Annotated in this window: 20 protein-coding genes; 8 read left to right on the top strand and 12 right to left on the bottom strand. The window is 63.9% G+C overall.

Translation table 11 applies throughout. From position 1 onward, the window contains the following. Nucleotides 1-139: 139 nt before the first annotated feature. On the top strand, nt 140-2,359 hold the full coding sequence (locus ACIQTZ_RS23320; protein ID WP_402984628.1) for a S9 family peptidase: 2,220 nt from the start codon (nt 140-142) through the stop codon (nt 2,357-2,359). An 82-nt stretch (nt 2,360-2,441) separates the two neighbouring features. Here ACIQTZ_RS23320 and ACIQTZ_RS23315 read toward each other — a convergent pair whose 3' ends face one another. Together ACIQTZ_RS23315 and ACIQTZ_RS23310 are read right to left on the bottom strand one after the other, a co-directional pair. Further along, a complete protein-coding gene (locus tag ACIQTZ_RS23315) occupies nt 2,442-3,245 on the bottom strand; it encodes a class I SAM-dependent methyltransferase (protein ID WP_402984626.1) in 804 nt (267 codons plus the stop codon). A gap of 38 nt (nt 3,246-3,283) precedes the next feature. After that, entirely contained in the window at nt 3,284-3,667 is a 384-nt protein-coding gene (locus ACIQTZ_RS23310) for an STAS/SEC14 domain-containing protein (RefSeq protein ID WP_402984624.1), read from the bottom strand. A 195-nt stretch (nt 3,668-3,862) separates the two neighbouring features. On the opposite strand from ACIQTZ_RS23310, the gene ACIQTZ_RS23305 reads away from it, so the two are divergent. Continuing rightward, nucleotides 3,863-5,506 carry an ATP-binding protein gene (locus ACIQTZ_RS23305; RefSeq protein ID WP_402984622.1) on the top strand — a complete coding sequence of 548 codons (1,644 nt, stop codon included), beginning with the start codon at nt 3,863-3,865 and terminating at the stop codon, nt 5,504-5,506. A 145-nt stretch (nt 5,507-5,651) separates the two neighbouring features. On the opposite strand, the gene ACIQTZ_RS23300 is transcribed toward ACIQTZ_RS23305, so the two are convergent. Continuing rightward, on the bottom strand, nt 5,652-5,819 hold the full coding sequence (locus tag ACIQTZ_RS23300; RefSeq protein ID WP_021473873.1) for a hypothetical protein: 168 nt from the start codon (nt 5,817-5,819) through the stop codon (nt 5,652-5,654). 107 nt (nt 5,820-5,926) lie between these two features. Between ACIQTZ_RS23300 and ACIQTZ_RS23295 the strand changes: the two genes are divergently transcribed. Both ACIQTZ_RS23295 and ACIQTZ_RS23290 read left to right on the top strand, forming a co-directional pair. Then, entirely contained in the window at nt 5,927-6,988 is a 1,062-nt protein-coding gene (locus tag ACIQTZ_RS23295) for a hypothetical protein (RefSeq protein ID WP_400328492.1), read from the top strand. A 2-nt stretch (nt 6,989-6,990) separates the two neighbouring features. Next, a complete protein-coding gene (locus ACIQTZ_RS23290; RefSeq protein WP_402984620.1) occupies nt 6,991-8,547 on the top strand; it encodes a putative bifunctional diguanylate cyclase/phosphodiesterase in 1,557 nt (518 codons plus the stop codon). Between the two features lie 140 nt (nt 8,548-8,687). Here the strand turns inward: ACIQTZ_RS23290 and ACIQTZ_RS23285 are convergent, their stop codons facing one another. After that, nucleotides 8,688-9,275 carry a GNAT family N-acetyltransferase gene (locus ACIQTZ_RS23285; protein ID WP_400328486.1) on the bottom strand — a complete coding sequence of 196 codons (588 nt, stop codon included), beginning with the start codon at nt 9,273-9,275 and terminating at the stop codon, nt 8,688-8,690. A gap of 199 nt (nt 9,276-9,474) precedes the next feature. On the opposite strand from ACIQTZ_RS23285, the gene ACIQTZ_RS23280 reads away from it, so the two are divergent. The 4 genes from ACIQTZ_RS23280 (at nt 9,475) to ACIQTZ_RS23265 (ending at nt 12,568) form a co-directional block, all read left to right on the top strand. Then, nucleotides 9,475-9,936, top strand: coding sequence for a hotdog fold thioesterase (locus ACIQTZ_RS23280; protein ID WP_402984618.1), 462 nt, complete (start codon nt 9,475-9,477; stop codon nt 9,934-9,936). 7 nt (nt 9,937-9,943) lie between these two features. Further along, nucleotides 9,944-11,284, top strand: a complete 1,341-nt coding sequence (gene paaK, locus ACIQTZ_RS23275; RefSeq protein ID WP_400328480.1) for a phenylacetate--CoA ligase PaaK — start codon at nt 9,944-9,946, stop codon at nt 11,282-11,284. Nucleotides 11,285-11,372: 88 nt separating this feature from the next. Continuing rightward, nucleotides 11,373-11,975, top strand: a complete 603-nt coding sequence (locus ACIQTZ_RS23270; protein WP_397325481.1) for a TetR/AcrR family transcriptional regulator — start codon at nt 11,373-11,375, stop codon at nt 11,973-11,975. A 185-nt stretch (nt 11,976-12,160) separates the two neighbouring features. Next, nucleotides 12,161-12,568 carry a VOC family protein gene (locus ACIQTZ_RS23265; RefSeq protein WP_402984616.1) on the top strand — a complete coding sequence of 136 codons (408 nt, stop codon included), beginning with the start codon at nt 12,161-12,163 and terminating at the stop codon, nt 12,566-12,568. 213 nt (nt 12,569-12,781) lie between these two features. Here the strand turns inward: ACIQTZ_RS23265 and paaZ are convergent, their stop codons facing one another. The 8 genes from paaZ to ACIQTZ_RS23225 form a co-directional block, all read right to left on the bottom strand. Continuing rightward, entirely contained in the window at nt 12,782-14,881 is a 2,100-nt protein-coding gene (paaZ, locus tag ACIQTZ_RS23260) for a phenylacetic acid degradation bifunctional protein PaaZ (protein ID WP_402984614.1), read from the bottom strand. A 141-nt stretch (nt 14,882-15,022) separates the two neighbouring features. Continuing rightward, nucleotides 15,023-15,736, bottom strand: coding sequence for a tyrosine-protein phosphatase (locus tag ACIQTZ_RS23255; RefSeq protein ID WP_402984612.1), 714 nt, complete (start codon nt 15,734-15,736; stop codon nt 15,023-15,025). A gap of 77 nt (nt 15,737-15,813) precedes the next feature. Next, nucleotides 15,814-16,422, bottom strand: a complete 609-nt coding sequence (locus ACIQTZ_RS23250) for a GNAT family N-acetyltransferase (protein WP_402984610.1) — start codon at nt 16,420-16,422, stop codon at nt 15,814-15,816. A 93-nt stretch (nt 16,423-16,515) separates the two neighbouring features. Then, a complete protein-coding gene (locus ACIQTZ_RS23245; RefSeq protein ID WP_402984608.1) occupies nt 16,516-17,379 on the bottom strand; it encodes a 3-hydroxyacyl-CoA dehydrogenase family protein in 864 nt (287 codons plus the stop codon). Continuing rightward, a complete protein-coding gene (locus ACIQTZ_RS23240; RefSeq protein ID WP_402984606.1) occupies nt 17,376-18,176 on the bottom strand; it encodes an enoyl-CoA hydratase/isomerase family protein in 801 nt (266 codons plus the stop codon). The genes ACIQTZ_RS23245 and ACIQTZ_RS23240 overlap by 4 nt, the downstream gene beginning before the upstream one ends. Continuing rightward, on the bottom strand, nt 18,176-19,402 hold the full coding sequence (locus ACIQTZ_RS23235) for a thiolase family protein (protein ID WP_402984604.1): 1,227 nt from the start codon (nt 19,400-19,402) through the stop codon (nt 18,176-18,178). Before ACIQTZ_RS23235 ends, ACIQTZ_RS23240 begins: the two co-directional genes overlap by 1 nt. 131 nt (nt 19,403-19,533) lie before the next feature. Then, nucleotides 19,534-20,190: a pentapeptide repeat-containing protein gene (locus ACIQTZ_RS23230; RefSeq protein ID WP_402948280.1), complete on the bottom strand. Its 657-nt coding sequence runs from the start codon at nt 20,188-20,190 to the stop codon at nt 19,534-19,536. Further along, nucleotides 20,190-20,648, bottom strand: coding sequence for an SRPBCC family protein (locus ACIQTZ_RS23225; protein ID WP_402948278.1), 459 nt, complete (start codon nt 20,646-20,648; stop codon nt 20,190-20,192). The genes ACIQTZ_RS23230 and ACIQTZ_RS23225 overlap by 1 nt, the downstream gene beginning before the upstream one ends. Nucleotides 20,649-20,806 lie beyond the last annotated feature (158 nt).

The raw sequence follows: 20,806 nt of genomic DNA, 5'->3' as shown, positions 1-20,806 counted from the left end.
TCAACGACAGACCCCGCCAACGATTCGACTTCTGCACCCCAAATGAGATGATCAGAACCTTCCTGTTGCGATAACCGCTAGAAACCGCCCCCTCAGAACAACCACAAGTGCCAGTTACTTCAGCGATAGAGTTGCTCACATGAGCCACATCTCCCCCGCACCTGCCGCTGCCACGGAACCGGCAGTTCAGCCTCCTGTCGCCAAGAAGGTCCCTGTCCACCGCGAACACCACGGCGATGTCTTCGTGGACAACTACGAGTGGTTGCGGGAGAAGGAGTCCCCCGAGGTCGTGGAGCACCTCAAGGCTGAGAACAGCTACCAGGAGGCCGTCACCGCGCACCAGGAGCCCCTCCGCGAGGCCATGTTCCAGGAGATCAAGGGCCGTACCCAGGAAACCGACCTTTCCGTGCCCAGCCGCAAGGATGGTTGGTGGTACTACAGCCGCTCGGTGGAGGGCAAGGAGTACAGCATCCAGTGCCGCGTCCGGGCACAGGACACCGGAGACCGCGTAGCCGACTGGACTCCCCCGTCCGTGGAGCCGGGTGTCCCGATCGCGGGCGAGGAGATCCTCCTTGACGGCAACGTGGAAGCCGAGGGCCAGCCGTTCTTCAGCATCGGCGGTGCTGCCGTAACCATTGACGGAAACCTCTACGCCTACGCCGTGGACAACGCGGGCGACGAACGCTTCACCCTGCGCATCAAGGACCTCCGCACCGGTGAACTCCTGCCTGACGTCATCGAGAACATTTTCTACGGCGTTGCCTTCTCCCCCGACGGCACACGCCTCTTCTATACAGTGGTGGACGATTCCTGGCGGCCGTACCAGGTAAAGGCCCACGTCCTGGGCACGCCCGTCACCGAGGATGAGGTGCTGTACCAGGAGGACGACGTCGCCATGTGGTTGGGCTTCGAACTCGCCTCCGACCGCCGTCACCTGGTGCTCAGCATCGGCTGCTCCGAGTTCAGCGAAACGCGCTTGCTCCGCTTCGACGACTACGAAGCCGGCCTCACCACCGTCATTTCCCGCGACGAGCACATCCTCTACGAGGCCGAGCCGTTCCTCCTGGACGGTCGCGAAACGCTCCTCCTGACCCATAACAAGGACGCCATCAATTCCATGGTGAGCCTGGTGGATCCGGAAGAACTGGCCAAGCCGCTGGCCGAGCAGAACTGGCGTACCGTCGTCGGGCATTCCGACCAGGTACGCGTCAACGGTGCCGGCGTGACCGCCACCCATCTGGTGCTGTCCATCCGCAAGGACACGATCGAGCGCGTCCAGGTGCTGCCGCTTGAGGGCCTGGGAACTGCCGCGCAGGACTCACCTGTTGAGCCATCCTTCGACGAGGAGCTGTACACCGCTGGGGTGTCCGGCTCCGACTACAACGCCCCGGTGATCCGCATGGGCTACACGTCCTACTTCACGCCATCGCGGGTCTACGACTTCGTGCTGCCAACCGCTTCGCAGCCCGCCGGCGAATTGCTTCTGCGCAAGGAGAGCCCGGTGCTGGGCGGCTACTCCCCCACCGATTACGTAGCGACGCGCGAATGGGCAACGGCCGACGACGGCACCCGGGTTCCGCTTTCGGTGTTGCGGCACGCTTCGGTACAGCAGGACGGCACAGCCGCGGGCTTGGTGTATGGGTATGGCTCATACGAAATGAGCATGGACCCCGGCTTTGGGGTGGCCCGCTTGTCCCTGCTGGACCGCGGCATCGTCATGGTGATCGCGCACATCCGCGGCGGCGGCGAGCTGGGCAGGCACTGGTACGAGGACGGCAAGAAGCTCACAAAGAAGAACACCTTCACGGACTTTATCGCGGCCACGGACTGGCTCGCTTCCTCGGGGTGGGTTTCTCCGGGGCGGATTGCGGCCATGGGCGGGTCCGCCGGCGGGCTCCTCATGGGCGCCGTGGCAAACCTGGCTCCGGAAAAATACGCGGCCGTGGTGGCACAGGTGCCGTTCGTGGACGCCCTGACCACCATCCTGGACCCGGACCTTCCGCTGTCCGCGCTGGAGTGGGAAGAGTGGGGCAACCCGATCCTGGATCCCGAGGCCTACGCGTACATGAAGTCCTACACTCCGTACGAAAACGTGCGTTCTGTGGCCTACCCGAAGATCGCGGCCGTGACGTCTTTCAATGACACCCGCGTGCTGTACGTGGAGCCGGCCAAGTGGGTGCAGGCGCTGCGTTCGGCGACCACGGGGTCCGAGCCCATTGTCATGAAGATCGAGATGGACGGCGGACACGGGGGTGCTTCGGGGCGCTACGTGCAGTGGCGCGAACGGGCCTGGGATTATGCATTCGTGGCTGACTCCCTCGGTGCCACCGACCTACTCCCCGGAGCCGGCCTCAAGTAGCGCCGCCCGTGGCACCCAACTGAGTCGCAGTTAAGCGCGTTTTGAGGGCTCAAAACGCGCTTAACTGCGACTCAGTTGGGTACTAGCGGGCTCGGAGGATCGCGAAGTAACCCGGGATCACGTCCGGCTTGGACGGGTTGCTCAGGGGTCGTGTCTCGATGCTCGCCTCGCCCTCCTCCACAAGCTCCCAGTCCGCCGCCGGGAAGGCCTTCCGGCGCTGCGCGGCACCAAAACGGCCCGGCATCGGCAGGCCACGGATGGCCCATTCGAGCGGCGCCGGAATGGAGTCCTTCGTCGCGCCCAGATGGGTCACGTAGTCCACAGGCGTGCCAGGAAAGTTGGTCTCGGCCAGGAACACCATGCCGCGTTGTCCGACGACGGGCAGCAGGTTGGCTGCCAAGGCGGCACGGCCCTTGCGGTCCAGTACGTGGAGCACGCCCCGGATGAACACGTTCGCATCGCCGGAGTAGCCCGCCCGGCCCAACGCCGTCGCGACGGTTCGCGCGGCGTCGGGTGCCGTCATATCGCAGACCCCGTAGCTCGCCGTCGTACTTCCGTCCGATTCCAGCCGTGCCCGCTCCACCGCGTTTTCCGCATAATCCAGGCCGAGGGCGTGCGGGAAATGCCGCGCCAGCGAGCGCGTGAAACTGCCGTTCCCACAACCCACGTCCACGATCGGAAGGGACTGATCGAGCACGGAAAATTTGGGAAGGTAGCCCTCAAGCTCGTGGTCGCTGCCCGAATCCCAGAGGACATCGCCCGCGGCCCCGGTGGAACGGACATTGCCCCAGTACGTGTCCCATGCCGTCAGCGGATCTTTGGGCGCGCTCGAGGAAAGCCGGATCAGGCGTGGAATCAGCAGGTATTTCCGGAAAGCGGAGAGCATTCTCCCAATATAGGGGGCCACACCGCCCTCACCTGCACTTATTCCTCCACCAACCACTCCAGGGCTTCCGTTTGGTCCGTGAAGAATCGGGTGGGGCAGGGTGGCTTCATGATCCCCAGGAAGAAGTTGGCGATGACCCGGTCCACCGGGGACGAACCCCACAGGGCGATCCGGTTGGCCTGGCACGGCTTGGCGAAAACCGAGCGGGCGCCCCGGGTCACATCGTCCGTGGTGGCCATGTCCACGATCATCGGGTACCGGTCTGCTCCGCAAAGCTCGTTGACCCGGTCCATGGCACGTTGGGCGTCCGTCTCCTTGATCCTGGCTCCACGCGGCCATGTCAGCCGCAGGATGCCCTGCTCCTCGAGTTCCAGTTGGAAGGTGACCGGTTGAAGGTCTTCCGAAGCGTCTGGGTGCTCCACTGTGCTCCTTGGCGTTGGGTCGGGGCGGGGCAGCCCCAACAGGCACTTTAAGGCTGGCGAATCCCTGGGGCAAGGATGGGGCCGAACGCTCCGACGCATTCTGCGCCGCTGGTCCGCAGCCGGGGCATGCGCTGATAGGGTGTTGCCAAATCTGGTATTTGCCGTGGAACGTAAAGTTGTATCGGAGGGGGCTCAGTGGTTTCGGACAGGGCCGATGTCCAGCAGGTCTCACTCTCCGCCCTGGTGGCGGACTCCGACATCGAACGGCTGACGGTGACCTCTGCTGCGCTGACCGCTGGGGGGTTCCAGGTGTTTCCTGCCTCCAACGCCGCCTCTCTGGCCATCAGCCTGGAACACAACAGCCATTCTGTGGTGGTGCTGGACAACTCGCTGGCACACGGCCTCCGCAGCCCCGGCGTCCCCGTCCTGTTGCTGCTGGACGCCGTTGACCAGGTGGATCTCGAAGAAGTCGAAGCATGGCGCATGGTGGACTATGTCCTCAATCCGGTCCGCCCCGAGGAACTGGTTTACCGCGTCAACACGCTCATCGGCCGTTCCAAGGAACGGGCCCGTACCCGCGGCGAAGTGGAAACCCTGCGCGAGAGCCTCCGCAACGTCTCCTCCGCCATTCGGGAAACCAACGATCCCCAGCTCATTGCAGACCTCGTGGTCCGCGGCTTCGGCGAAGCCCTGGCTGTTGACCATGTGTGGTTCGCGACGTTCCGCGACGAACGGGTTCCCTCCATCCGCGCCCAATGGAACCGCGCCGGCGTCGCGCAACTGCCCGCGAAGCTGGGCGAAATGGAGAGTGCCATCATGGGCCTCGCCAACAAGCTCTGGACCCAGGCAGATGTCCGGGCCATCCTGGACCACCGGACGGAACCCGATTCACGCATCACTGCGGCGCTGCGTGAATGGTCGCCCGAGCTCAGCCCCGTGTCCTCGGTGATCCTTCCCGTTGGTGAGGGTGCTTCTGCTTTGGGCGTCATCCTCCTGGCCACCGAAGAGGCGAGCCACGAGTGGACGCGCCCGGAAATCAACCTCATGCAGCACGTTGCCGGGAACGTTGCACACGGCCTCATCCAGGGCCACCTGATCAGCGCCCAGCAACGGGTTCTCCATCAACTGCGGCAGCTCGACAAAGCCAAGACGGACTTCCTGGCCACGGTGAACCATGAGTTGCGTACTCCCCTAACCTCCATCACCGCCTACCTCGACATGATCCGTGACGGCTCGGGTGGTCCCGTGCCGGACGGCATCAAGAAAATGCTGGATGTCATCGCCCGGAATTCGGACAGGCTGCGGCGGCTTATCGAAGACATGCTCACGGTGTCCATGCAGGACGGCAGCAACCTGGACCTGAAACCGGTGGACATCGCCAAGCTGCTGCAGGTGGTGGTTGCCACGCTGCGTCCGCTGGCGGAGTCGCGGCACGTCGCCATCTCCTATGTGGAGGCCTCCGAAGACATCGAGGTGACAGCGGACGAGGCCAAGCTGGAACAGGTGTTCACCAACATCGTTGCCAACGCCATCAAGTTCACGCCCGAGGGTGGCCGGGTGGGCATCACGAGTGTTCTGGCGGCCACCGAGGATGGCGGCCAAGCGGCCCTCGTCCAAATCGAAGACACCGGGCTGGGCATCCCCGAACACGATCTCCCGCACATCTTCACGCGCTTCTACCGCGCCTCCAATGCGACGGCAGCTGCTGTCCCCGGAAGCGGCCTGGGATTGGCCATCGCCCAGGACATCGTCAGCAGGCACATGGGTCGCTTGGACCTGGACTCGACGCTTGGGGCCGGGACCACCGTGTCCGTGGAACTGCCCGTCGGGGGACCCTAGCTTGTGACAAGACTGTCAACCATGGCAGCCTGCCCTGACGCGGATCGTCACTAATCCGCGACACATGCCGAAACAAAACTGATGCCCCGGGTGGTAACCCGGGGCATCAATTTGCGTCATGGGGCCTTTACAGGCGTCCCCCCAATTAGTTCGGCCACCAACCGATGCTGGTGGTGTTGGTCTTGGTGGTGACGCTGTTCGGCCACCAGCCGATTGCCGTGCTGTCCTGCGAAGGCTCGGCGTTGGCCGGAGCAGCAAAGCCTGTTACCGCCAAGACTGCTGCCATGAGCAGTGTTGCCGCAAATTTCTTCATTCGCTGTGCCCTTTCGTTCTGATGCGAATTTCTTGTTCGTGACTTGAATAAAGTCACGGGGCAAACTATACGAGCTTTTCTTCCGCAATAACATGGATAATGGCCTCATGCAGAGTCCCCAACTAACGCCAGTGGTCGTAGCCGGACTCAACGCACGCGCCAAGTGGAAGGAACGCGACTTCGACGAAGCCTTCCGGCTGGCCGGCGAAGCCGCCGATCTGGCCACATCGGCCGGTGATGATGATGCCTGGTGGAACATGCTCTACCTGCAGGCAGAGTGCCGCCGCGACCAAGGACGGATCGAGGAATACCTCAAACTTGCAACGGCCCTCAATGACCTTCCCCTGACCGCGTCCTCTGCCGAACGCGGCGCCATGGCGGGAACCATGGTGGCTGTCGCCCTGCAGGGACTCGGACGCCTGGCCGAAGCCGCTGCCATGGCCTCGGACGCCGCGAAACTTGCTGCCGGGGATCCGGACCTGCTGTATGTGCAGATCCTGGCCCAGCGTGCCCTCATCGCCTCGCTTGCAGAAAGCAGGATGCTGGAAGACGCGTGGCGCGAGTGCCTGGAACTCGAGAACCTGCTGGCCGACGTGGACGAAGACACGGCAGGCAAGGGCTATTGGGTGATCGGCAACGTCGCCTTCCTCGCGGACAGGGTTTCCGACGGCGGCCTCTACCACGATCTCGCGGCCGAAAGGCTGTCCCCTTCCAAGGACGTGGACCTGTGGGCACGGTTCAACCGGGCATCCGCCGAAATGCGCCTCCAAGCCAAACTGAGCGACGCCGCTACCCTGCGCTGCATCGAAAGGGCCGAGCTGGCCACGGACATCGTGGGCGGCTCGGAAAGGGACCACCTGGAGATGTCACTGGTCCGGGCGCGCTGGAACTATCTCAACCAGGACATGCCCGCCGCCCTGGCCATCCTGGAGCCGCTGTGCAACCGTTCCTCCGTCCTGGCCACCCAGACAGCGGCCGAGGCGCATTTCCTGCTGGGCCGAACCCTGCTGGCCCTGGGACGGCAGCAAGAGGCCCAGGCAACCTTCGACGAATCGGCGGCGTTGTTCGAGCAGGCAGCCCTCCCGGAACGCAGCTCTGCCGTTCACGAGTATCTCCGCGATAATGTTGGGCGTACCGCAGATGAGCGAGGCGGACCGCACGGGGGGTGAGCATGTCCGAGGAGAAGTCTGACGCCGGCAACGATCCGCGTCTGGGGTTGCTCCTGGAAGGCATCATCAAACTGGCTGCCGGAGATCTCGACGCCCGTATTGAAGTCTCCGATGCCCGGGACGAGATCGATGCCGTCATCATGGGCACCAACCTCCTGGCCGAGGACCTCCAGATCATCTACGCCGAGCTTGAGGAGCGCGTAGCGGCCAGGACAAAGCAGCTGCACGAGGCACACCGCGAGATGCAGCACATGGCCATGACAGATTCCCTCACCGGACTCAACAACCGCTCGGCCTTCACCTCCGCCTTGACCGATGCCCAGGAACGCGCCCGCAACGGCGGGCAACGGCCCGCCATCCTCCTCCTGGACATGAACGGCTTCAAGGGCATCAACGACTCCCTCGGCCACACCATCGGTGACCAGGTGCTGGAAATCGTGGCCCAGCGGATCAGCGGAGCAGTCCGGGAAGAGGACATGGTGGCCCGCATGGGCGGCGACGAGTTCGCCGTCCTGCTGCGCGACGTGACCCCGGCGATCGCCAATTCCATCGGCAACCGGGTGCTTGCCGCCGTCGACGGCATCATGGAAATCGAGGGGCACCATCTCCGCTGCGGCGCCAGCATGGGCCTTCGGATGGCGCAGCCGGAGCAGACGGCCCAAGTACTCATGATGGAAGCCGACATCGCCATGTACGAGTCCAAGGCCGAGGGCCGTGGGCGCCTGAAGGTGTTCAAGCCGGAGATGCTGCACGCCCGCCAGCTCCGCAACCAGCTGGTCAGCGAACTCAAGGAAGCCATCACCGGGTCACAACTGGTGCTGTTCTACCAGCCGATCATCCGGCTTGATACGCGCGGGATCGAAGGCGTGGAAGCTCTGGTCCGGTGGAACCACCCCACCCGCGGCATGGTGATGCCGGACGAGTTCATCCCCATCGCCGAGGAAACGGGGATGATTTCCGAACTGGGCACCTGGGTGCTGCGCACCGCCGTCGAGCAGTTGCAGCAGTGGCGCAGCGACCCTCTCACAGCCCACCACGATTTCAATATGCGCATCAACGTCTCCGCGGCGGACCTCCAGCGGCTGGAGTTCGTGGAGGACGTCCGGGATGCGTTGAACTCGGCAGGCCTGGACCCGTCCCAGTTGGTCCTGGAGTTGACCGAATCAGCAGTGATCCAGGGCAACGACCTTGACCGGTACACGCTCAAGGCCCTGGAGCGCTTGGGCGTCGGCATGGAGATCGACGATTTCGGCACCGGCTACTCCTCCATCGACTACCTCCGGCGACTGCCCGTGCATGCGGTCAAGGTGGACCGTTCCCTGCTCTCGGCCCTCGGCAGCGACCCTTCGCAGCCGGCACTGCTTGCCGCGGTACTGCAACTCATTCGGGCATGCGGCCTGGGTGCCGTGTGGGAGGGCATCGAAACCGAGGACCAGGCCGAGTATTTGCTCAGCATTGGCTGTACCAGCGGCCAAGGTTATTTCTTCAGTCGTCCCCTGCCCGAGGCGCAGCTCACCGAACAGCTCAGGCACCATAAGGCGTGGCCGGTCCGGGATTGAGCCTGCGGCCTGTTGGCGCACGACGGCGGCGGGCCGGGTTGGGTGCGTTGCCGCACGACGGCGGCGGGCTGGGTTGGGTGCGCTGCCGCACGACGGCGGCGGGCCGGGTTGGGTGCGTTGCCGGCGTCCCTTTGGTTTTGCTAATGGGGCGCGACGGCGTCCTGGCTGTTCGCGACCCTGCGTGCCCGCCATTCGGAGTCCAGGATCGCGTAGATGTTTTCCGAAGCCCATTGGCCCTTGTAGTGCCAGATGTCCACGAGCGTGGCTTCAAGGCGCATACCGATTCGTTGGCAAATTCCCGCTGAGCCGGCGTTAAGCGCGTCAAGCTTCGCGTCCACCCTATGGAAGGCCAGGAGTCCGAAGGCCAAGTCCAGCACGGCCTCGGCCGCTTCGGTGGCGATCCCTTGGCCCCTCGCGTCCGGGTGCAGGATCCATCCGATCTCCGCCTGCCCGGGACCTTCCAACCATTTCAGCACCACTTCGCCCAGGAGTCCCGGCTTGTCCTGCCGCTCGATGGCCAGGCACACCCAGTCCCCTTCCTGCTTGAACTCGAAGTTGGCGTAGCGTCCCAGCACCTCCATGGATTTGGTCTTGCTCAGCTCGGGGCGCAGCAGGAACCGTGCGGTCTCGGGCAGGGATTGGTAACCGTGGAAGCGCTCAAGGTCTTCAGCTTCGAAGCGCCTGAGGATGAGTCGTTCAGTGAGGATGGGAAGCTCAATGTCGGGCATGCCTCCGAGGCTACAGTGTTCGCCCGAAGCGGTGTCCAATCGTTGGCATCCGGGCACGGACCCCACCGCGTATCCCAGTCCCTTCCCTGTCATTTTTCCGGGCTGCTTCACCGCCCGAATCCTCGTCCAGTCTTGACAGTTCGCCCGATCTGGGATTACCTAATGAACATTCGGTAAATAAAGCTGGAGGCAATGACGCATGGTTGAAACAACCCTCTCCGGTGCTTCGCACCACATCCTGACCAACGATTACGCGTCCGAATGGATGGGCATAGAGGTCCTCAAGCTCGACGACGGCCACGCCACCATCCGCATGAAGCTCCGGCAGGAAATGCTCAACGGCTTCGGCATGGCACACGGCGGAATGATCTTCGCCTTCGGTGACACAGCCTTCGCCCTGGCCTGCAACCCAGCCAACCCCACGCCCGAGGAAGCCGCCACCATCACGGTGGCCTCCGGCGTCGACATCAACTTCATGAAGCCGGCCTTCGAAGGCCAGGTGATTACCGCCGTCGCGAACCGCCGTGCGAGTACCGGCCGCAGAGGACTGTATGACATCCAGCTCTACGCCGCCGACCCGGCCGACTCCCCCTCCAAAGACGCGCCCGGCGAACTCATCGCAGAGTTCCGTGGCCGCAGCCGCACCATCTCCAAGAAGTAGGAAGCTCATGACACAGAACACCGTCGCCTCACCGACTGCGTCCACGTCCGATGCCGTGCTGGACCGCGAGGAAACCATGTCCCGCGACGAACTGGAGGCCCTGCAGCTCACCCGCCTCCAGCACACGGTGGCCTACGCCTACGACCGCGTGCCGCTGTACAAGCGCAAGTTCGATGAGGCGGGCGTGCACCCCACGGACCTCCGCGAACTCGGCGACCTCGGCAAGTTCCCCTTCACCACCAAAGAGGACCTGCGACTGGAGTACCCGTTCGGCATGTTCGCCGTACCGCAGGACCAGGTGGCCCGCATCCACGCGAGCTCCGGAACCACGGGCCGGCCCACCGTGGTTGGCTACACCAAGACGGACCTCGCCAACTGGGGCACGCTGGTCGCCCGCTCCCTGCGTGCCTCGGGCGTCCGTCCCGGGATGAAGGTCCACAACGCCTACGGCTACGGCCTCTTTACCGGCGGCCTCGGCGCCCACGCCGGAGCCGAAGCTCTCGGTTGCACGGTCATCCCGATGTCCGGCGGCCAGACAGAACGCCAGATCCAGCTCATCCAGGATTTCAAGCCGGACGCCATCCTGGCTACGCCCACGTACCTGCTGACCATCGCGGACGCCATGGCCCACATGGGCATCGATCCCACGTCCACCTCGCTCAAGTACGCGGTACTGGGTGCCGAGCCGTGGACCGAGGAGATGCGGCACGAGCTGGAAACCACCATGAACATCAAGGCCTCGGACATCTACGGACTGTCGGAGGTCATGGGCCCGGGCGTCGCAGGCGAAGCCGTCGAAACCCAGGACGGCTGCCACATCTGGGAGGACCACTTCCGTCCCGAAATCATCGACCCGTTCGACCACTCCACCGTCCTGGGCGATGGCGAACCCGGCGAACTGGTCTTCACGTCCTTGACCAAGGAAGCGCTGCCGATCATCCGGTACCGCACCAAGGACCTCACCCGCCTGCTCCCCGGCACGGCCCGCCCCGCACACCGACGCATGGGACGCATCACCGGCCGCAGCGATGACATGATCATCCTGCGCGGCGTGAACCTCTTCCCGTCCCAGATCGAGGAAATCGCTTTGCGGATCCCGGAGCTCAGCCCGCACTTCCAGCTGGAAATCACCCGGCCCGAGGGCAAGCGCATGGATTCGCTGACAGTCCGGATCGAGCGCCGCGAAACCGTCCCGGTCGAGGCAGGCACGACGGCGGCCCACACCTTGCGCGAGCAAATCAAGATCCACGTTGGGTCCTCTTGCGTAGTTGACGTGGTGGAACCCGGCTCGCTTGAACGGTCCAACGGGAAACTCCGCCGGATCTACGACCTTCGCCCCAAAGGCTGACGTTCTACCTCGCGGCTTCGCATGTTTGCCCTGACATGCGAAGTCGCTGAACGGCAGTCACGCCCAGAGAACGTGAGAAGATGCCACCATGCCTAGTGAGACCACAGCCAAGCGCGGACGGCCCGGCTACGACCAGCAGTCGGTGCTCCGCATCGCCGTCGACGTCTTCAACCGCCACGGATACGACGCGACGTCCATGGGCATCCTGGCCGAGAACCTGGGGATCTCCAAGTCAGCCATCTACCACCACGTGCCCTCCAAGGGCGACCTCCTGAAGCTCGCCCTGGACCACGCGCTCGGCGGTCTTGAAGCAATCCTGGAGCAGCCCGCCGCGTTGACCGGCCCGGCCGACTCCCGCCTGGAATTCGTGCTCCGCCAGACCATCGCCGTACTGGTGGACCGGCTGCCCTTCGTGACCCTGCTGCTTCGCTTGCGGGGCAACACGGACATCGAGCGCGATGCCCTGGAACGCCGCCGCGCGTTCGACCACAAAGTGGCCGCGTTGATTTCCGCGGCCCGTGAGGACGGCTCACTTCGTCAGGACATCGATCCCCGCACCGTCACGCGACTCTTGTTCGGCACCATCAACTCGATCGTAGAGTGGTACAAGCCCGGCGGCTCGCTGTCCCCGGAGAAGCTCGCCGACGACGTCATCACCATGGCCTTCGACGGCCTCCACGCCGCCGCCTGACCCTCTCTCACCCAACCGCCCCCTCCGGCGATCCCTCTCTCACCCAACCGCCCCCTCCGGCGATCCCTCTCTCACCCAACCGCCCCCTTCCGCCAACGCTCTCTCACAGGGGCAGTCCGACCAGGAATCGTAAGGTCACGATGGCCTCCCCAAGCGTAAAATTTTCAGCGTAGGAGGTGGCCATTATGCATCTAGCCCTCAACAAAGCCACAACTGTCCTGCCCGTCGATGACATGAGCCGCGCACGCATGTTCTATGCGGAAAAGCTCGGCCTGCCGCACAGGGGCAGGACCTGGGATGGAAACGATTTGTTCGGCAATGACGGCGGCGCCATGCTGCAACTGTTGCCCATTACGGATGGCATGCACTCGAGCCATACCGCATTGAGTTTTGAGGTTCAGGACATCGAGCGCCTGGTCGCCGAGATGGAAGCGCGGGGTGTCACCTTCCAGGACTACGACCAGCCTGACCTCAAGACCGAAAACCACATCTGCACCACGGATGCTGAAAAGTGCGCTTGGTTCACGGACTCGGAAAATAACGTCCTATGCATCCATGAAACCTTGGGCCAACAAGCCGAATATCAGTTGTAGATGAAAACGAAGAACGCCTGCCCGTTTGGGAAGGCGTTCTTCGTGAGAGAGCATCGCGCTTAAGGGGCGACTCGGTGAGAGAGGGACCCCCCAAACCGGCCATTCGGTGAGAGAGGGACCCACCAAAGGGGCGACTCGGTGAGAGAGGGACCCCCCAAACCAGCCATTCGGTGAGAGAGGGACCCACCAAACCGGCCATTCGGTGAGAGAGGGTTACTTCTCTACGAGGGTGAGGACGTCGTAAGTGGCTACGATCTCGTCGTTCTGGTTGGTCAGGACGGCGTCCCAGGCAACCTCGCCGTACTCGTCCGTCTCACGCGGGGTGATCTTCTTCGCGGTCAGGGTCACCCGGATGGAATCCCCGGCGGCCACGGGCGTGATGAAGCGCAGGTTCTCCAGGCCGTAATTGGCCAGCACGGGACCCGGGGCAGGCTCCACGAACAGCCCGGCTGCCCAGCTCAGCAGCAAGTAGCCATGAGCCACGATGCCCGGGAAGAACGGGTTGGCCTCGGCAGCTTCCTGGTTGGTGTGTGCGTAGAAGGTATCGCCCGTGGAGTTGGCGAACGCCGTAATATCCTCCAGCGTTACCTGGCGAAGCTCCGAGCGGACAGCGTCGCCAATACGCAGCGTGGCAAGGGACTTGCGGAACGGGTGCTCGCCTTCGGTCTCGACGGTGAAGTTCCGGTCGGCCCCCGTGTGCCATTGACCCGTGACCGCGGTCAGCATATTGGGCGAGCCCTGGATGGCCGTGCGCTGCATGTGGTGCAGCACGGAACGGATACCACCGAGCTCCTCGCCACCGCCGGCGCGTCCCGGGCCACCGTGGACCAAATGCGGAACGGGCGAGCCGTGGCCAGTGGAGGAACGGGCATCCTCGCGGTTAAGCATGTGAACGCGGCCGTGATGGGCGGCAATCCCCAGCACCATCTCCTGCGCCACAGCGGGGTCGTTCGTGCAAACGGAAGCCACGAGCGAACCGGATCCTCGTGCAGCCAAGCGCACGGCGTCGGCGAGATCCGTGTACCCCAGGACGGAAGACACGGGACCGAAGGCCTCCAGGGAGTGCACTTCTTCGGCTTCGGCATCCGCCCAGCTCAGCAGGACGGGCGCCATGAAGGCGCCGTCCTCCACGACGCCAACCGTTCCGCCTACCGAGGTGACCGACGGCGCATCGAGGGATCCGTACGCGAGCTCACCGCCGGCGTCGAGCATTGACTGGACAGCAGCCCGGACGTCGGCGAGCTGTTCCAGCGAAGCGAGCGCACCCATGGTGACGCCTTCTGCGCGCGGGTCCCCCACGACAACGCGCTCGGTGATGCGGGCACCGATGGCGTCGGCGACCTCGGACGTCAGTGCTGCCGGGACAAGGACACGCCGGATCGCGGTGCACTTCTGGCCGGCCTTCACCGTCATCTCAGTGACGACGGCCTTGACGAAGGCGTCGAACTCGGGGGTGCCCGGGACGGCATCAGGGCCGAGGATCGCGGCGTTGAGGGAGTCGGTCTCGGAGGTGAAGCGGACGCCGCCCTGGACCACATTGCGGTGAGACTTGAGGGAGTTGGCTGTCGATGCCGAACCGGTGAAGGACACGAGGTCACGGTAGTCGAGTTCGTCCAGGAGGGTCCGGGCCGAGCCGGAGATCAGCTGCAGGGAACCGGCGGGAAGGATGCCTGATTCAACGATCGCCCGAACCGCGGCAGCGGCGACGTAACCCGTGGGAGTGGCCGGCTTGACGATGGTGGGAACGCCGGCCAGGAACGCTGGCGCGAACTTCTCCAGCATGCCCCACACCGGGAAGTTGAAGGCGTTGATCTGCACGGCGACGCCCGGGATCCGGGTGTAGATATGTTCGCCGGCGAAAGACCCGTCCTTGGAAAGGATCTCCATGGGACCATCCACCACAACCTGTGAGTTGGGCAGTTCACGGCGGCCCTTGGAACCGAAGGTGAAAAGCACGCCGATGCCGCCGTCGATGTCGATCATGTTGTCGATCTTGGTGGCACCGCTCTGCGACGAGGACGCGTACAGCTCCTCCCGGCGTCCGTTGAGGTACATGGCCAGCTCTTTGAGCTTGAGTGCGCGCTGGTGGAACGTCAGCTTGCCCAGTTCGGTCTGGCCGGTGGTGCGTCCGAAATTCACGACGGCGGCAAGGTCCAGGCCGTCGGTGCTCACGTTGGCCAGGACTTCTCCCGTGCTGGCATCACGCACGGGCACTGTCTTGGCTTCGGGCGCGGGAGTCCACCACGCATCCTGGACATAGCTGGGGACGGTGGCAACGGCTGTGGTTTCCGGGGCGACTGCTGTAGTGGTCATCGTCGACGGGTCCTTCCAAGGCACATGAAAGCGGCACGGTCATTGCTGGAGGGGCCAACATTACTGACCGGCCGTTCGGTAATATATACAGGGTACATGAAGGACCGGCCAAGGTCAGCAAGAAATTTCGCCGCAGCCGTATCAAGCGGCCGTGAGCTTCGCCTTCAACACCTCAAGCTGGGAATCCGTAACACCGTTGGCGCGCAAGTAGGCCTGCACATCAAGCCCGGCAAGGAAGGCCTCAAGCGCCGTGCGTCGACGCTCCAGCAGCGCTTCAAGATCCGCGGCCGGCAGGTAGGGATCATGGGCGTGCGGCGCACCATGGGTGCGGTGCCGTTCATTGATTCCGCGGGCAGCCAACTCGTAGCCCCGGACGATCTCCCGGTCATCGACACCCGCCAGTCGCTGCAGCATCAACGCAATCACGCCGCTGCGGTCCCGCCCCGCGGAACAATGGACCACCACTTTGCCCGGCGAGGCCGCGATCGCCGTGAAAACGAGCGCGATCTTGTCCGCAAACAGCGCGAGGTACTCCCCGTACTGGCCCGGCTCCTTGAGGTACGGGCCAAAGAGCGTGGTGAACTGGCTATGATCCGGGTCTTCTGTTGGGCAGTGTACGACGTCGATCCGCGCCTTCACATCGTCCGGCACCTGGGGATCCGTGTCGCGTTGCCGCCGCTCGCGCGAGGCGCGAAGATCGATCACGGTGCGGACGCCGTCGTCGTACATTTGCTGCCACCCGGCCGCGGTGACCCACTCATGGCGGCCCATCCGGTACACATCGCCGGCGACCCGCCACGCATTGACGGCGCCGTCCCAAGGGACCGCCTGGGGAGCAGAAGTCATCCCATCCATAAGAGCCAGCTAACCACACGGATGCGCACCACGAGGGGTTGGCTTCCGGGCTTTAGTGGCATGGTTAGCCCCAAAAGCTAACCCCTCGGCGAAGCGGTGTACTTCGAGAGCCTGTACTCCAACCCGTTCCGGACGGCAGGCCACTCGTGCTCCAGAATGGAAAACACCACGGTGTCACGCAGGGCTCCATCGGCGCTCCGCGTGTGATTCCGAAGGACGCCGTCCTGCTTGGCGCCGAGGCGGGCGATCGCGTCGCGGGACTGTTGGTTAAGCCAGTGCGTGCGGAATTCGACGGCGGGACAACCCAGCGTTTCGAAGGCATGGCGCAGGAGCAGCAGCTTGGAGTCAGGGTTGGTCCCCGTCCCGTGGGCGGACGCGGCGTTCCACGTGGAGCCGATCTCGACACGCGGAAGCACCGGATCGATGTTCATGTACGTGGTCATCCCGATCAGCTTGCCCGTGCTGTTCAGCCGCGTGGCGAACGGCAGCATGGAACCGGATTCCTGGAGGGCAAGCCGCCGCTCAATCTCTGCAGCCATGCCCTCCGGGGTGGGCACGGAGGTGTACCAGAGCTTCCACAGTTCGCCATCTCGCGCGGCGTCCACCAAACCGTCGTGGTGGTCCGTGCGGAGCGGTTCAAGGGTAACGAAGGTGCCGGTCAGGGTGATGGGTTCGATCGCAGTCACCCGGTCAGCCTAACCGACCCAACTGGGTAGCAGTTAAGCGCGTTCTGAGGCTTCAAAACGCGCTTAATTGCGACTTAGTTGGGTTGCCGGGCGTTAGTCTGTCCAGTCGAAGAATCCCTTGCCGGTCTTGCGGCCCAGCTCACCCCGCGCCACCTTGTCGCGGAGGATCTGCGGCGGCGCAAAGCGATCGCCGAGCGTGGAGTGGAGGTACTCGGCGATGCCCAAACGAACGTCCAAGCCAACAATGTCCGTGGTCTTCAGCGGACCCGTCGGGTGCTTGTAACCCAGCACCATGGCGGCATCGATGTCTTCCGCCGAGGCCACACCCTCCTCGACCATGCGCATGGCCTCCAGCGCGATCGCCACGCCAAGCCGCGACGACGCGAACCCCGGGGCGTCATTGACGACGACGGCGGTCTTGCCGAGTGCCTCGGTCCAGCTTTTCGCCGCGGCGGCAAGTTCGGGTGAGGTCTCCTTGCCCAGAACCACCTCGATGAGCGTGGAGGCGGGCACCGGGTTGAAGAAGTGCAGGCCAACAAAATTGGCGGGACGGTGAAGCTCGTTACCCAGGCCCGTCACGGACAGCGAGGACGTGTTCGAGGCCAGGAAGGCATCCGCTGAAAGGTGTTCCTCCACTGACCGCAGGGCCTTGACTTTGAGGTCGTAGTCCTCAGGAACAGCTTCCACCACCAGACCGCAGTGGATGAAGGACTCGTAGTCCGTGGAGGTGCTGAAGCGGGACAGGGCCTCTTCCGGCGTCTCGGCCAACGTGCCGCGGGCTGCCGACTTGGCAACTGCTTCCGAGACGCGGCCATGCGCGCCCGCAGCTGCCTCATGGTCTCGCTCCACGACAATCACGGTGGCACCCTTGGTCATGAAGGCGTGGGCAATTCCGGCGCCCATGCGGCCCCCGCCGAGTACTCCGACCACGTGCGGGATGGCGGGAACTGCTGTCATTTCTGGGTCCTGCTCTCTGGCTCGGCTTTGCTGTTCTTCTTGTCTGCGCTCTTCTTGTCCAGGAAAGCCTGCATGCGGTCGAACTTGGCCTGGGATTCGAAGAGGATTCCCTGGGCAAGGGTGTCGATCAAGGGGTGGGCTTCGGCGGGAGCATGGAACACGGACTTGGTAATGCGGACTGCCAAGGGATCCTGGCGTGCAATGCGATCAGCCAAAGCGTGGGCGGCATCCATGAGTTCCGGAGCCTCGTAAATACCCGTGATGAGGTTGATCCGCAGTGCTTCCTCTGCCCGCAGCACAGCTCCGGCCAGGAGGATTTCTTTGGCCTTCGGCTCCCCGACGAGTTCTTTGAGGCGCCAGCTGGCACCGGCTGCAGCCAGGATGCCGAGGCCTGTCTCAGGGTTACCGATCCGGACGCTGGGTGTTCCGATCCGGAAATCGGCGGCGTAGGCAAGCTCTGCTCCCCCACCCAAGCAGTATCCATCCAGGGCAGCGATGACGGGCATGGGCAGCTTGGCGATGCGCACGAAGATGGTGGAGTTGATTCCCTGGAGGGCATCGTCACGGCGACGCTCCCGCAACTGGCCGATGTCGGCCCCGGAGGCGAACACTCCGTCCGTCCCGGCGATGATCAGCACTTTCGGGTTCTGTTCAAGCTCGGAGCACACGGCGTGGAGCTCATCCACCATTCTCTGGTCGATGGCGTTCCGGACCTCGGGACGATTCAGGAGAACGGTGAGGCGATCTTCGCGCTCCTCAACCAAGAGGGTGCTGAAGTCTTCGGGATTCAGTGCCATTACACGCCTTCCAGCAGCATTGCGGTTCCTTGGCCCACGCCGATGCACATGGTTGCCAAGCCGAGCTTCCGTCCACTGGTGGACGCGAGTTCGCGCTCCATGCGGCCCAACAGCGTAATGGCGATACGCGAGCCGCTGGAACCGAGCGGGTGTCCCAAACTGATGGCACCGCCGTCGTTATTGACGATGTCTGGGTCCAGGCCCAAGCGGCGCATGCTCGCGAGCGACTGCGTGGCGAAAGCCTCGTTCAGTTCCACGGCGCCCAGTTGCTCTGCCGTGAGCCCTGTCCTGGCCAGGACCTTTTGCGTTGCCGGAACCGGACCGATGCCCATGATTTCGGGCTCGCATCCGGCAGAGGCGCCGTCGATGATTCGGGCGCGGGGCGTCAAGCCGAATTTCTGAATGGCCGACTCCGAAGCAACGATGATGGCCGAGGCACCGTCGTTGAGGCTGGAGGAGTTGCCTGCCGTAACCACCGAACCGCCTGGCACTACTGGACGGAGCCCTGCAAGGACGTCCATGGTGGTGCCTTCGCGGGGCCCTTCATCCGTATCCACCACGGTCTCGGACTTGCGGGTCTTCACGGTGACGGGAACGATCTCGTCCTTGAAACGTCCACCGGCGATGGCGGCCAAGGCACGCTCGTGGGAGCGGACGGCGAAGGCGTCGGCGTCCTCGCGGGAAATGTTGTCCACCCTGCCAACCTCTTCCGCGGTTTCGGGCATGGAGTAGGTCATCTTGCCGTCGCGGGACAGCTCGCCCTTGGTGAAGAGCGGGTTCGCGAAGCGCCAGCCGATGGACGTGTCGAAAATCTGGCCGGGCTTGGCGAAGGCCGTGGTGGGCTTCTCCTGCACCCACGGCGCTCGGCTCATGGATTCCACACCACCGGCCACAACAATGTCCGCCGCACCGGATTTGATCATGTGGCTTGCCATGATGATGGCGCTCAGGCCCGAAGCACAGAGGCGGTTAACCGTGATTCCCGGAATGTGGAGGGGAAGTCCGGCGAGGATGGTGGCCATGCGGGCAACGTTGCGGTTTTCCTCGCCTGCTCCGTTCGCGTTGCCGAGGATCACCTCGTCAATGGCGTCAGGGTCGACGCCGGCACGCGCCACTGCTTCCCGGACCACCAAGGCGGCAAGGTCGTCGGGGCGGACGGAGGACAGTGCCCCACCGTAGCGACCCACCGGCGTTCGTGCGCCGCCTACAAGAAAAGCCTCGACCATGAGAACATCCTTCGCGAAGTGAAAGGGACCGGCAAGGAATAATATACCGACCGTTCGTTCTATAAAGATTACACGGCCCGGCGGGACGGTCAACAGATGAAGCTGCCCTGCCCGACCGTCCCACCGGCGAATCAGACCACCCGGATCCCCAAGTGCCCGGCTAGAAGAGGCGCAAGAAGGCTCAGCTGGTAGTCATCGATCACCACGCCTGAAAGTCCGCCAAGGCCGTTGATTCCGCGGAATTCCGAGGTGCGAAGATCCACGTCCTTCAGCTTTGCGCCGGTGACGTCCAACGAGCCGATGGTGCAGTTCTTCAAGGCAACGCGCGTGCCCGTCACGCCCCCGAGGTCCAGTTCATTGATGATGCAATCCGAAATCTGGACATCCATCAGCTTGGAGCCGCGGAGGTTCACATAGTCGAGCTTGCCGCCGTCGATTCGGACAGAGCGCCAAGTGCCCTCATAAAGTTCGGCCGAACCCCAGCGCGGGTTGGTGATCTCCACGTCCTGCCAGGAAGTCCGCGCCGCTGGAAAGACCGGGGCAAAGGGCTCGGACAGGATGCACTCCCGGAACGTCGCGCCACGAAGCTGGGCCTCATTGAAGGAGACGCTGTTGAACTCACACTCGATGAAGTCGGCGCCGCTGAGCTCCTCGCCGTCCGCCGAAACGCGGGTGAGCCGGACGCCGTCGTACCTCTCCCCACGCTGGAAGTCCGGGGCGTCGTCGTCGCGCAGTTCTTCCAACCGCACCGGCGAAATCTTGGGGGCCGCCACCTTCGCCGCCGCCATCAGAGGGATTCCGCCTTCGCAGCGATCTCGGCGAGGTCTTTGGCCAGGGCCTTGCGCGTGACGCTCATGCCAATCTTCCCGAACAGCGCCATGGTGATCTTGCTCAGCAAGGTGGGTTTGAGGATCTCCGCACCGAACGTCAGGGTGATGTCCGTGCCGCCGTCCCGCCCGTTCAGGGCGAAGCGCGTGGTGTAATCCGCGCCGCCTTGGAGGGCCTTGACGGTGGTGCTGCGGGGCGGGTCCGTGTGGGACACCCACATCTCCACGGTTTCCTGGCGGCCCATCATGGTGCGGGTCTCTTTCCACCGGGTCCCTTCGCCGTAGGGACCGTCCGTGAGCATCTGGATGGCGTCGATTCCGGAGATGGTTCCGGCAGAACCCGGAATGTCGGAAATGACGGCCCAGACTTTCTCCGGGCTGGCGTTGACGTGCTGGGTCAGGGAGGTGGTGTGATCCATACATCGAGCCTAGACCCGACCCCTGACACTCCCAACTGACTGGCACTTGTTGTTGTTCTGAGGGCTTCGAATCATGCGGTGATCGCAACACCTGATTATTGAAGGGTGTCGATTGCCGTGGTGAAGTTCTCGAATCGTTTGGTTTCTGAGGTTGTTCA

The organism is Paenarthrobacter sp. NPDC090520 (assembly GCF_044769205.1).
GTDB lineage: Bacteria > Actinomycetota > Actinomycetes > Actinomycetales > Micrococcaceae > Arthrobacter.
Note: the sequence above shows the minus strand (reverse complement) of the source record. Positions and strands in the feature narration are given on the sequence as shown.